Annotated in this window: 10 protein-coding genes; 7 read left to right on the top strand and 3 right to left on the bottom strand. The window is 70.2% G+C overall.

Translation table 11 applies throughout. From position 1 onward, the window contains the following. The first annotated feature begins 31 nt into the window (after nucleotides 1-31). The gene (locus ACIHFD_RS36830) at nucleotides 32-562 is read left to right on the top strand and encodes an HIT domain-containing protein (protein WP_350727156.1); all 531 of its coding nucleotides are present in this window, start codon (nucleotides 32-34) and stop codon (nucleotides 560-562) included. A 77-nt stretch (nucleotides 563-639) separates the two neighbouring features. On the opposite strand, the gene ACIHFD_RS36835 is transcribed toward ACIHFD_RS36830, so the two are convergent. The 3 genes from ACIHFD_RS36835 to ACIHFD_RS36845 form a co-directional block, all read right to left on the bottom strand. Next, nucleotides 640-2,724 carry a hypothetical protein gene (locus tag ACIHFD_RS36835; RefSeq protein ID WP_397370929.1) on the bottom strand — a complete coding sequence of 695 codons (2,085 nt, stop codon included), beginning with the start codon at nucleotides 2,722-2,724 and terminating at the stop codon, nucleotides 640-642. 300 nt (nucleotides 2,725-3,024) lie between these two features. Continuing rightward, the gene (locus ACIHFD_RS36840) at nucleotides 3,025-4,596 is read right to left on the bottom strand and encodes a glycoside hydrolase family 10 protein (protein ID WP_397370930.1); all 1,572 of its coding nucleotides are present in this window, start codon (nucleotides 4,594-4,596) and stop codon (nucleotides 3,025-3,027) included. 130 nt (nucleotides 4,597-4,726) lie between these two features. Continuing rightward, on the bottom strand, nucleotides 4,727-6,868 hold the full coding sequence (locus tag ACIHFD_RS36845) for an elongation factor G-like protein EF-G2 (protein ID WP_355198435.1): 2,142 nt from the start codon (nucleotides 6,866-6,868) through the stop codon (nucleotides 4,727-4,729). Nucleotides 6,869-7,013: 145 nt separating this feature from the next. Between ACIHFD_RS36845 and pgsA the strand changes: the two genes are divergently transcribed. The 6 genes from pgsA to pdxS all read left to right on the top strand — a co-directional run bounded on the left by pgsA (nucleotide 7,014) and on the right by pdxS (nucleotide 12,318). Next, nucleotides 7,014-7,637 carry a phosphatidylinositol phosphate synthase gene (gene pgsA, locus ACIHFD_RS36850; protein WP_350727160.1) on the top strand — a complete coding sequence of 208 codons (624 nt, stop codon included), beginning with the start codon at nucleotides 7,014-7,016 and terminating at the stop codon, nucleotides 7,635-7,637. Further along, the gene (locus ACIHFD_RS36855; protein WP_397370931.1) at nucleotides 7,634-8,542 is read left to right on the top strand and encodes a phosphatidylinositol mannoside acyltransferase; all 909 of its coding nucleotides are present in this window, start codon (nucleotides 7,634-7,636) and stop codon (nucleotides 8,540-8,542) included. Before pgsA ends, ACIHFD_RS36855 begins: the two co-directional genes overlap by 4 nt. Further along, entirely contained in the window at nucleotides 8,539-9,669 is a 1,131-nt protein-coding gene (locus ACIHFD_RS36860) for a glycosyltransferase family 4 protein (protein ID WP_350727162.1), read from the top strand. Before ACIHFD_RS36855 ends, ACIHFD_RS36860 begins: the two co-directional genes overlap by 4 nt. Then, nucleotides 9,666-10,208, top strand: a complete 543-nt coding sequence (locus ACIHFD_RS36865; protein ID WP_355198438.1) for a hypothetical protein — start codon at nucleotides 9,666-9,668, stop codon at nucleotides 10,206-10,208. Before ACIHFD_RS36860 ends, ACIHFD_RS36865 begins: the two co-directional genes overlap by 4 nt. Before the next feature lie 61 nt (nucleotides 10,209-10,269). Then, nucleotides 10,270-11,289 carry a DUF3048 domain-containing protein gene (locus tag ACIHFD_RS36870; protein ID WP_363972127.1) on the top strand — a complete coding sequence of 340 codons (1,020 nt, stop codon included), beginning with the start codon at nucleotides 10,270-10,272 and terminating at the stop codon, nucleotides 11,287-11,289. Between the two features lie 114 nt (nucleotides 11,290-11,403). Next, nucleotides 11,404-12,318 (top strand): pyridoxal 5'-phosphate synthase lyase subunit PdxS, encoded by a 915-nt coding sequence (gene pdxS, locus ACIHFD_RS36875; RefSeq protein ID WP_350727165.1) that lies wholly within the window; start codon nucleotides 11,404-11,406, stop codon nucleotides 12,316-12,318. The last annotated feature ends 134 nt before the right edge of the window (nucleotides 12,319-12,452 follow it).

A 12,452-nucleotide genomic window follows, 5' to 3' on the forward strand; every position in this document is an offset into this window, starting at 1 on the left:
GCCGTTTGTCCGTGGTCCTATGCTGCTAGGTATGCACGATCAGGCAGGGGCAGGGTCCCCCGACAACTTCGAGCGTCTGTGGACCCCGCATCGCATGGCCTACATCAAGGGCGAGAACAAACCGACGGGCAGCGGCCCCGATGACGGGTGCCCGTTCGACGCGATCCCCAAGATGAGCGACGAGGACGGCCTGATCGTCGCCCGGGGCGAGACGGTCTACGCCGTGCTCAACCTGTACCCGTACAACTCCGGCCACCTGATGGTGGTCCCCTACCGGCACGTGTCCGACTACGACGAGCTGGTGCCGGCCGAGCTGGTCGAGCTGGGGGAGTTCACGCAGAAGTCGCTGCGCGCGCTGCGCAAGGCCAGCGGCGCGCAGGGTTTCAACGTCGGCATGAACCTGGGCCACGTCGCCGGCGCCGGCATCGCCGCTCACCTGCACCAGCACGTGGTGCCCAGGTGGGGTGGCGACACGAACTTCATGCCGGTCGTGGGCCAGACCAAGGTCCTGCCGCAGCTGCTCCGCGACACCCGCCAGCTGCTCGCCGACGCCTGGGACTGACCCGCTCTGGGGCAGCGCCCGCTGTCCGGACGTTCGTGGCCGCTTCCGGGAGGCGGGCTACTCCGTCCGGTGCCGCGTCACTTCGTCGCGGTCGCTAAGTCCGACGACACGGGGCCGGTGACCGGCTCGCGGTCGCGCCGGAGCGCGCCGATGCCGGTGGCCAGCAGCAGAGGTACGGCCAGCGCCAGGGCCATGGACAGCACGGCCGCGCCCGAGTCGTTGACGAGCATCCCGACCACGCCGCTCACGAGCGTGCCGATCAGCCCGGCGCGCAGCGCGGGGGAGTGCTTGAACGCGGCGGGCACCACCCCGGCCGACGCCTGTTCGGGCCGCAGGATCGCGTAGACGAGGAACGCGGCGGCCGCGATCACGATCGGCATGAGGTTGGGGCTGAGCAGGGTGGCCAGCATGGCCTGTAGCTTGCGCAGGATGACGTCGAACGCCTCACCGCTCAGCACCTGCCCCACGAACCTGCCCAGGTGCGTCTGCTCGTCCGCCGGCTTCAGGTAGTTGAGCCAGGCGAACGTCATCACGATCAACCCGCCGGCCACCAGGAACGCGCCCAGCTTCACCAGCGAGACTCGCTTGCCCGCCAGCAGCAGCGCGGTCACCGCGATGCCCGGCACGAACGCGATCACGCCGCCGAAGTCGCTGCCCATCCCGGAGCCGCCGAGCACCATCGCGAACGTCCCCAGCAGCACGATCGCGGCCAGCCCCACCTTGCCCGGCCACCGGTGCGCGATCACCGTGGTGGCCAGCAGGGTGCCGGTGGCCAGGAGCGCGAACGGGATGTTCCCCAGGCCGTAGTAGCGGGCCCCGACGTCCGCGCTGTAGCCCATGATGCTGTTGAGCTGCAACGTCGTACCGGTCAGCAGGTCGCCCGCCAGCGTGAGCGCGGTGATCCCGGCCACCACCGCCAGCGGTCCCAGCGGCCATCGCCGCCACGGCCCCGCGAACGCCACCGCCGTGACGACCGCCGCCCACCCGAGCACCCCGGCCACCAGTTGCGGCAGGCTCGACCAGGGCAGCAGGTTGACCAGGTAGCTGGAGACGGGCAGGGAGGCGAGGGCGACGGCCGCGAAACGTACCGGTGCCAGGCCCTTGCGGCGGCGCAGCAGCAGGAACGCGACCACGTAGAACAGCACCTGCAGCACGGCCACGACCGTGAAGTAGATGCCCTTGATCGAGCGGATGGCCTGCGCGGTGGCGTCGGCCCGCTGGAGCTGTTCGAACGTCGCGCCCGGCCCGCCGACCTGCAGCGGGACGCCTATCACGGTGCTCGGGACCGGCACCCCGAGCTTGGTCAGGATCGTGGAGGTCAGGTCGGGCAGGATCGAGATGTCCTCGCGGCGGGTGGAGGCCGCGCCGAGCAGGTGGCCCTGCGCGCCGGGCTCGCGCAGCGCGGCCACCCGCAGGTGGGGTACGGAGCCGTGGTCGGACAGGCCCGCGAGCAGCACCGTCGTGTCGGCGGGCAGGACCGACAGCAGCGCGCCCGCCTTGGCGTCGGCCATCCGCAGCGCGTCACGCCGCTCGGCGGCGCTGAGCTGGTCGGGCACCTTGGGCAGCTTGCCGCCGGCCAGGTAGGGGCGGACGAGGTCGTCCACGTCCATGGCGATCATCCGGCACCGTTCGAGGTCCGGCGTGCCGACCTGGAGCGGGGAGGAGTGGTACTCCTGGACCGCGCCCTGCCGGTCGGCCAGGCCCAGCGCGGCGCCGGGGCCGATGGCGATCGAGCACTGCCCGGCGGCCTTGAGCGACTCGCCCAGCGTGCCGGCGTTGCGCTGCCCGGCCACGTCGAGGAGGTAGCGGTAGTCGGGGATGACCGCGCCCGCGCCCTGCTGCTCGGGCATGGGGGGCGCGCCGCAGCTGTATCCGGCCGCCGACCTGGTGCCCGCCGACACGGTCAGCCAGCCGTCGTAGGGGCAGGTCACCCCGCCGACGGTACGAATGGACAGCGAGCCGATCGCGCTGGAGCTGGCCAGCTCCCACAGGTTGGGGGAGTCCGCCTGGGTGATGTCGTTCCAGTGCAGGCCGGACACGCCGATGAGCGCGACCCGGCCCGCGCTCGCGTCCTTCGTGGCCTGGGCCGGGCCGGTGAACAGTCCCTGGCCGAGCAGGACCTGCCCGACCAGCACGGCCAGCACGGCCAGCGTGCGCCTCATCCCGATGACCTTCCGTGATCGAATGATTCCGTGGCACGGTAGAGCAAGGTCATGTTCCGGCGCCACCGGACCCGACTACCCTCTCATGCGGTGCATGTATCACGTGCGCCGTTTCATTCGGGTGAGCTTTTCCCGCTCTGGGTGGTTGTGGGTGGGCGCCGTGCGTGTTGCGCCGGGCTCCGCCGTACGACGTCCCGCCGTCGCGGCGCGGTTTGGGGTGGTACCGGGGACGTGACGTTGAGGGCGTCCCCGGCGTGACGCGCATCCGGTGTGGGCGCGCTCTCTGCGTGGGTGGAGGCGTCAGGGGGCCGGGGTCTTGACCTTGGTGGTCTTGCTTTCGTGGCCGAGCCGGTCCACGGCCGTGACCGCGTAGGTCCCGTCCGGCGCGGCCGTGAACGACGGGCTCGTCACGACGGCGACCAAGTTGCGGGCGTCCGTGCCGTGGCAGTCCTTGCCGGACTTCGGCACCTGGTACACCGCGTACGTCCGCGCCCCCTGGGACGGCTTCCAGGACAACTGGGTGCCGTTGGCCTTGAGCCCGGCGGGGGCGGGAGGGGCGGAGCCGCCGCGTTCCTTGATCAAGGGCAGCAGGGCGGGGCGAGAGTAGTGGTTCTTGGCGACGCGGTCCACGGACCCGAGGGGGTTGTCCAGGAAGTTCTTGGCGCTGAAGTAGACCTCGCCCTTGACCTGCTTGTGATCACGGTTGACGCCCACCTCGGCGGCCAGTTCGCCGGGCTTCGTCCAGGCCCGGTCGTCCTTGGCGCCCACCCGGTAGAGCCCCTGGCCGATGTACAGCTGCACGTCCGTGCCCTTGACCTCGTCGGACCACCAGGCCGCCAGCGTGTCGTAGTCGGCCAGCTTGTGGCCGCGCGGCCAGTAGAGCTGCGGGAGCACGTAGTCGACGGTGCCCGACTTGATCCAGGCGCGCGCGTCCGCATAAATCGAGTCGTACGCGGACATGCCCGAAGTGTCCGAGCCGGTCGGGTCGTTCGACTTGTTGCGCCAGATGCCGAAGGGGCTGATCCCGAACTTGACGTACCCCTTGGCGTCGTGGACGGCCTTGTCCACCTGGGCGACGAGCGTGTTGACGTTGTCGCGCCGCCAGGCGGCGAGCTTCTTGCCGTCGCCGTACTTCGCGAACGCCGCCGCGTCGTCGAACTTCTGCCCCGCCGCCGGATACGGGTAGAAGTAGTCGTCGAAGTGCACCCCGTCGATGTCGTACCGGGACACCACGTCCGTGATGACCTTGGTCACGTGGTCGCGGACGGCGGGCAGGCCGGGGTTGTAGTAGAGGCGGCCGCCGTACTTGATCGTCCAGTCGGGGTGCTTGCGCGCCGGATGGCCGGCGGGCAGCTTGGCGGTGCTGTCGCCGTAGGAGGCGCGGTACGGGTTGAACCAGGCGTGGAACTCCATGCCGCGCTTGTGCGCCTCGTCGATGAGGAACGGCAGCGGATCCCAGCCGGGGTCCTTGCCGGCCGTGCCCGTCAGATATTGGGTCCAGGGCTCCAGCGACGACTTGTACAGCGCGTCGGAGGCGGGCCGGACCTGGACGAAGACCGCGTTGAGGTTGCGCTTGGCGGCGCCGTCGAGGATCTTGACGTACTCGGCGCGCTGCCGGTCGGGCGAGAGCCCGGCCTTGGAGGGCCAGTCGATGTTCTGGGTGGTGGCGATCCACACCCCGCGCAGCTCGCGCTTGGGATAGCCGGCGTCGGCCTTGCAGGCCGCGGCGGATGCGTCGGGTGCGGCGGCGACGGCCGTCTTCTTCTTGGTCGCTGCTGGGCTCTCCCCGGCCCCCGGGCCGAAGACGTAGGCGGCGGAGGTGGTGACGACCGCGAGAGCAGCAGCGGCTAGGAGTGGGCGTCCAGTTCGCATAATGCCACCCAGTGTGGCAGTTGCTCCGGCATGCTCGGTACGAAAAAAAGAAATCGACTCGTGATGCTTCTGTGACAAAAGTAAACGGCTGGGCCGGGAGGGAGCAAAGCCCTCCCGGCTCCGTCCAGCCTCAGTCCGCGGTGACGGCCACTTTGCTCGCGAGGTTCGGCGGAAGGGGTTCGTAGCGCAGGAAGGCCCGCTGGAACGTCCCGGTGCCGTGCGACATGGATCTCAGGTCGATGGCGTACCGGGTGATCTCCAGCTCGGGCACCTCGGCCTTGACCAGCGTACGTCCCGTGCCGACGGGCTCCGTGCCGAGCACCCGCCCGCGCCGCGACGACAGGTCGGACATCACCGACCCCACGTAGTCGTCGGCGACGAGCACCGACAGCTCGTCCACCGGCTCCAGCAGCAGCGTCGGCACCTTCGCGGCCGCCTCCTTCAGCGCGAGCTGGCCGGCGATCTGGAAGGCCATGTCGGAGGAGTCGACCGAGTGCGCCTTGCCGTCGTACAGGGTGACGCGCACGTCCACCATCGGGTAGCCGGCCACGACGCCCCGCTCCATCTGGGCCCGCACGCCCTTCTCCACCGACGGGATGAACTGCCGCGGCACGACGCCGCCCACGATCTTGTCCACGAACTCGAACCCGCCGCCCGACGGCAGCGGCTCGACCTCGAGGTGGCAGATCGCGTACTGGCCGTGGCCGCCGGTCTGCTTGACGTTGCGGCCCATCGCCTGGCACTTGCCGCCGAACGTCTCGCGCAGCGGCACCCGCAGGTCGACCCGCTCGACCTCGACGCCATGGCGCTTGGCCAGGCGGTCGAGCAGCACGTCGGTGTGCGCCTCACCCATGCACCACAGGACGAGCTGCCTGGTCTCGGCGTTGTTCTCCAGCCGCAGGGTCGGGTCCTCGGCCACCAGCCGGGCCAGGGCCTGCGACAGCTTGTCCTCGTCGGCCTTCGACTTGGCCCTGATCGCCACCGGCAGGAGCGGGTCGGGCATGGCCCAGGCGGTCATCAGGAGCGGCTGCTCGACCTCGGACAGGGTGTCACCGGTCTCGGCCCGCGACAGCTTGGCCACCGCGATGATGTCGCCCGCGACACCCTTGGCCGCGGGACGCTGCTGCTTGCCCAGCGGGCAGGTCAGGGTGCCGATGCGCTCGTCCACGTCGTGGTCCTCGTGCCCGCGGTCGGCCAGGCCGTGCCCGGACACGTGCACGGTCATGTCGGGGCGCAACGTGCCCGAGAAGACGCGTACGAGGCTGATGCGGCCCACGTACGGGTCGCTGGTGGTCTTGACGACCTCGGCCACGAGCGGGCCGTCGGGGTCGCAGGCGATGTTCTTGACCGGCTTGCCCGACAGGTCGGTGATCTCGGGCAGCGGGTGTTCGAGGGGCGAGGGGAAGCCCTGGGTCATGATCTCGAGGATCTCCGGCGCGCCGACGCCGAGCCCGCTGCACAGCACCGGGTAGAAGCTGCCGCGCGCGACGGCCTTCTCCAGGTCCTCCACCAGGACCTTGGTGTCGATGGGCTCGCCTTCGAGATAGCGCTCCATGAGCGATTCGTCTTCGCTCTCCTGGATGATCCCCTCGATCAGCTCGCCACGGCGCTCCTCGATCTGCGCCGCGTAGTCCGGCCCGGGCTCCTTCTCCGTGCGGGTGCCCGTGGCGTAGTTGTAGAACTTCTGCGACAGCAGCCCGATCAGGCCGTTCACGTGGCCGTTGGTGATGACGGGCAGGTAAAGGGGCGCGACGCCGTCGCCGAAGACGTCCTGGCACGTCACGAGGACCTCGTCGAAGTCGGCCCGCTGGTGGTCGATCTTGGTGATCACCACCGCCCGCGGCATGCCGACCTGGGCGCACTCCTCCCACAGCATCTGGGTGAGGCCGTCGATCCCCTCGGAGGCGGAGACCACGAACAGCGCGGCGTCCGCCGCGCGCAGTCCCGCGCGCAGGTCGCCCACGAAATCGGCGTAACCGGGGGTGTCGAGAAGGTTGATCTTGATGCCGTTGTGCACCAGCGGTGCCACGGCGAGGTTGACCGACCGCTGCTGACGGACCTCCACCTCGTCGAAGTCGCTGACCGTGTTGCCGTCCTCCACCCGGCCGGCGCGCTGGACGGTGCCGGTCGCGGCCAGCAGCTGCTCGGCGAGGGTCGTCTTACCCGCTCCTGAGTGGCCGACCAGCACGACATTGCGTATCGCATCCGCCCTGTCGGCCGTGGGTGCCCTGCCCGCGGCTCCCGCAGTGCCACCGGTGTTCTTCTCTGCCACAACAGCCTCCCACGTCGCCGGATGTTCCAACGACCGCGCCCCAGCGGAGGGTGTCTGGAAACCGCATGGACGCGGTGTGTTCACCAAATACCCCTGTGGCGGATATCACAAGGGGGGTGGGGCAAAGAAAGTTGTCAGGCGTTCCATGGCCTACGATCGGACCGCGATGCTCAAACTCCTGCGCCCGGCCATGACCCGGATACTCACCCCGCTGGGCAGGGCCCTCGTCGGCCGCGGGATTGGCCCGAACGCCGTCACGGCGATCGGCACCCTCGGCACGGTCGTGTCCGCCCTGCTCTTCTTCCCCCTGGGTCAGCTGACCTGGGGGGCTCTCGCGATCACCGTCTTCGTGCTGTTCGACCTGCTCGACGGCGTGGTGGCGAGGCTCGGCGGGAAGGGCGGCTCCACCTGGGGCGCGTTCCTCGACTCGACGTTCGACAGGGTGGCCGACGCGGCCATCTTCGCCGGGCTGATCCTCTACTTCATCTCCAAGCACGACACGCTCATGGCGGCCGTGACGCTGGTGTGCCTGATCGCGGGCTCCCTGGTGTCGTACGCCAAGGCCAGGGCGGAGGGGCTCGGGCTCACGGCCGACGTGGGGCTGGCCGAGCGGCCCGAGCGGCTGGTCGTCGCGCTCGTCGCGGCCTGTTTCGCGGGGCTCGGCGTTCCGTACATTCTTCCCGTGGGCATGTGGCTGCTCGCCGCGGCCAGCGTGTTCACCGTGGGGCAGCGCGTGGTGGCCGTCCACCGGCAGACGAGGGAGAGATGAGCGACAAGGCGTCCTTCGGTGATCGTGTCGTGGCCGCGGGGTTCGCGGCGGGCTGGAAGCTCGTGCCGCTGCTGCCCGAGCGCCCGACGGCCGCGGTCTTCCGCTTCCTGGCCGACCGGATCTGGAGCAGGCGGGGCAAGTCCGTACGCCGCCTGGAGTCCAACCTGGCCAGGGTGACCGGGCTCGACGTGGGCAGCCGCGAGATGCGCGAGCTCAGCAGGGCAGGCATGCGCTCGTACTTCCGCTACTTCCACGAGATCTTCCGGCTGCCGTCGATGAGCGTCGAGGAGATCGTGCGGCGCAGCCACACCATCGGGGCCGAGCACGTCCACGCCAACGTGGCGGCCGGGCGGGGCGTGGTGCTGGCGCTGCCCCACATGGGCAACTGGGACCAGGCGGGGGCGTGGCTGGTGGGCATCGGCCATCCCTTCACGACCGTGGCCGAGCGGCTCAAGCCGGAGTCGCTGTTCCGCCGGTACGTGGCCTTCCGCGAGGGCCTCGGCATGGAGGTGCTGCCGCTGACCGGCGGCGACGGGCACAACTTCGGCACGCTGGCCACCCGCGTGCGCAAGGGCGGCGTCGTGTGCCTGCCCGCCGAGCGCGACCTGACCAAGGGCGGCGTCGAGGTGCGCTTCTTCGGCGCGACCACCAAGGTCCCCGCCGGGCCGCCGCTGCTGGCCGTGCAGACGGGGGCCGCGCTGCTCCCGGCCATCCTCTACAACGTGGGCGACGACTGGGGCATCCACATCCACGAGGAGGTCCCGGTCCCGGCCGAGGGCACCCGGCAGGAGAAGGTCGCGGCGGTGGCGCAGGGGCTGACCGACGTGTTCGAGAAGGGCATCTCCGAGCACCCGGAGGACTGGCACATGTTGCAGCGGCTCTGGCTGGAAGACCTCGCGCGATGAGGATCGGCATCGTCTGCCCCTACTCGTGGGACATGCCGGGCGGGGTCAAGCAGCACATCGACGACCTGGCCCAGGCGCTGATCGCGCAGGGGCACGAGGTGTCGGTGATCGCGCCGGCGGCCGACGACGACGAGCTGCCCCCGTACGTGACGGGCGCGGGCCGGGCGGTGCCGGTGCCGTACAACGGGTCGGTGGCCAGGATGTCGTTCGGCTTCCTGTCGGCCGCGCGCGTGCGGCGGTGGGTGCGTACGGGCGGGTTCGACGTGCTGCACATCCATGAGCCGCTGATCCCGAGCCTGGGCGTGCTGGCCTGCTGGGCGGCCAGGGGGCCGATCGTGGCCACGTTCCACGCGTCGTTCACGCGCTCGCGGGCCATCGCGGTGGCCGAGCCGTTGCTGCGCAGCGCGCTGGAGAAGCTGATGGGCCGCATCGCGGTCTCCGACGCGGCCCGCAAGAGCCTGGTCGAGCAGTTCGGCGGCGACGCCGTGCTGATCCCCAACGGCGTCACCGTCTCCCGCTACACCGACGCCGAGCCGCTCGACGGCTGGGGGCCCGACGGCGCCACGATCGGCTTCCTCGGCCGGATGGACGAGGAGCGCAAGGGCCTGCCGATCCTGCTCGACGCGTTCAGGACCCTCGCGGCCGAGCGGCCGGGCCTGAAGCTGCTCCTGGCCGGGCCCGGCGACGCCAAGGACGTCTACGAGCGGGTGCCGAAGGAGTTCCACGACCGGGTGACCGTGCTGGGCATGGTGAGCGAGGCCGACAAGATCCGCGCCTACCACTCGGTCGACGTGTTCTGCGCGCCCAACACGCGCGGGGAGAGCTTCGGCATCGTGCTGGCCGAGGCCATGGCGTCCGGGGCGACGGTGCTGGGCAGCGACATCCCGGCCTTCCGCAGGGTGCTGGGCGAGGGGCAGGCGGGCGCGCTGTTCGCCAACGGCGACGCCGGCTCGCTGGCGCGTGAGGCCGGCGCGCTGCTCGACGCGCCCGAGCGGCGGGCCAAGCTGGCCGCCGAGGCGCTGGTGGCGGTACGGAAGTACGACTGGTCGACGGTGGCGCGCGACGTCGTACGCGTCTACGAGACGGTCGCCACGAGCGGGGCGGGGCGCGTGGAGGAAGATCTGTGACATCCACCATCATCGTGCTGGTCGTGGGCCTCGTCGTGGTGCTCACGGCCGTCTACATCTCCTGGCGCGCGGGCCGGCTCGACCGCCTGCACATCCGGCTGGAGCTGGCCCAGGAGTCGCTGGACGCCGCGCTGATGCGGCGCAGGGCGGTGGTGCTGGAGCTGGCCGGCTCGCGCCTGCTCGACCCCGCGACCTCCCTGGTGCTGGCCGCCGCGGCGCACGAGGCCAGGAGCGCGGGCCCGGAGGAGCGCGAGCACGCCGAGAGCGACCTGTCGCGCACCCTGCGCGCGGTCGTGGACCAGGAGCGGTTCAGGGAGAAGCTGGCGGAGTCGCCCGGCGGTGGCGATCTGCTGGACGAGCTCGACTCGGCGGTGGCCAAGGTCGTCTACTCGCGCCGCTTCTACAACAATGCGGTTGCGGTCACGCGGGCGGCGCAGCGGCGCTGGCTGGCCAGAACCCTCCGCCTGGCGGGCCATACCGAATATCCGCAATTCTTCGAAATCGATGACAATCCGCCGGCGGCTATGGCAACTGAATGACCTCATTTGGGGAAGCCAGTAAGCTTCATCCCGTTTTCGGGCTGAAGCGAGGAGTGTTCACGTGCGGCTACCCCGGATGATCACGGTCACACTGGCCGGAGCGGCGGTGCTGCTGCCTGTCGCGGCCTGCTCCTCCTCGGAGGCGCCCGCCCCGGGTAAGGCGCCCCAGGCCGCCACGGCCGCGCCCAGCGAGGAGCCCACCGAGGCGCCCGAGGGCCACCCGTTCACCGGCAAGCCGTACGACGGCCTGAAGCCGGTGCTCGCGGTGAAGATCGAGAACACCGCGGCGGGCAAGCCGCAGCTCGGCCTCAAGAGCGCGGACATCGTCTACATCGAGCAGGTCGAGGCCGGCCTGACCCGGCTCATGGCGATCTTCTCCTCCAAGGTGCCGGCGAAGGTGGGCCCCGTCCGCAGCGCCCGCATCTCCGACCTGCACATCACGCCGCAGTTCGGCAAGCCGGCCTTCGCCTACTCGGGCGTGCAGACCAAGATGCTGCCCTTCGTGGCCAAGGCGTCGCTGTTCGACGTCGGCGACACGCGCAACCCCGGCGCGTACTTCCGCCAGCCGGGCCGCTTCGCCCCCTACAACCTCTTCGCCAACACCAAGGACCTCCTCGGCAAGGCCCCCAAGGCGAGCAAGGCCAAGGACATCGGCTTCACCTTCGGCGACGCCCCGGCCGAGGGCGGAGTGGACAAGAAGTCGTACAGCGTCAAGTGGCCCGCGGCGCGCTTCACCTTCGCCTGGTCGGAGGAGAAGAAGCAGTGGCTGATCTGGCAGGACGGCAAGAAGGACATGGCGGCGGAGGGCGGCCAGCTCGGCGCGCCCACGGTGGTCATCCAGTACACCAAGACCGAGCGCTCGGAGTTCCACGACAAGAACCAGAGCTACACGCCGCTCGTGCACACCACGGGCAAGGGCAAGGCGATCGTGCTGCGCGACGGCAAGGCGTACAAGGCGAACTGGGAGCGGGAATCCGAGGACACCGGTACGACGTTCACCACGGAGAGCGGCGACCCGATGAACTTCGCGCCCGGCCAGGTCTGGGTGGCGCTCGCCAGCCGCAAACCCGTCATCCCCTAGCGCCTATCTGTCCAAGTATGGCGATAAATCCTGACATCTTGGCATGTCGGGGGAGGGGTCCTTCAGGACCTACCATGGGGTTGATAACTTACCGAAGCCGTGAGAGCCGTGAGGATGACCGTGTCGACCAGCACGCCTGAAAGCACCCCCGTCACCGGAACCGCCCGTGTCAAGCGTGGCATGGCCGAGATGCTCAAGGGCGGCGTCATCATGGACGTCGTCACCCCCGAGCAGGCCAAGATCGCCGAAGACGCCGGCGCGGTGGCCGTCATGGCCCTCGAGCGCGTGCCCGCCGACATCCGCGCCCAGGGCGGGGTGTCCAGGATGAGCGACCCCGACATGATCGACGGCATCATCGCGGCCGTGTCGATCCCCGTGATGGCCAAGGCCCGCATCGGCCACTTCGTCGAAGCCAGGGTCCTGCAGGCGCTCGGCGTCGACTACGTGGACGAGTCGGAGGTGCTGACCCCCGCCGACTACGCCAACCACATCGACAAGTGGCAGTTCACCGTGCCGTTCGTGTGCGGGGCCACCAACCTGGGCGAGGCCATGCGCCGCATCACCGAGGGCGCGGCCATGATCCGCTCCAAGGGTGAGGCCGGCACCGGCGACGTCTCCAACGCCGTCACCCACATGCGCACGATCCGCGCCGAGATCAAGCGCCTCACCTCGCTGCCCGAGGACGAGCTCTACGTCGCGGCCAAGGAGCTGCAGGCCCCGTACGAGCTGGTCGTCGAGGTCGCCAAGACCGGCAAGCTGCCGGTCGTGCTGTTCACCGCGGGCGGCATCGCCACCCCGGCCGACGCGGCGATGATGATGCAGCTCGGCGCCGAGGGCGTGTTCGTGGGCTCGGGCATCTTCAAGTCGGGCGACCCGGCCAAGCGCGCCGCGGCCATCGTCAAGGCCACCACCTTCTACGACGACCCCGACGTCATCGCCAAGGTCTCGCGCGGCCTGGGCGAGGCCATGGTCGGCATCAACGTCGACGAGATCCCGCAGCCGCACCGCCTGGCCGAGCGCGGCTGGTAGGCGGCGCGTCGTTGCAGCTCGCCCGGCCTGCCCGTGTGACATGATCACGTACGGCAGGCGGGGGCACACCACAGCGTGACGATGAAAATCGCCAGATAAGGCGGCATCCGCGAAGGATGTCGCCTTTTTGGTGT

The sequence above is a fragment of the Nonomuraea sp. NPDC051941 genome (assembly GCF_044593615.1).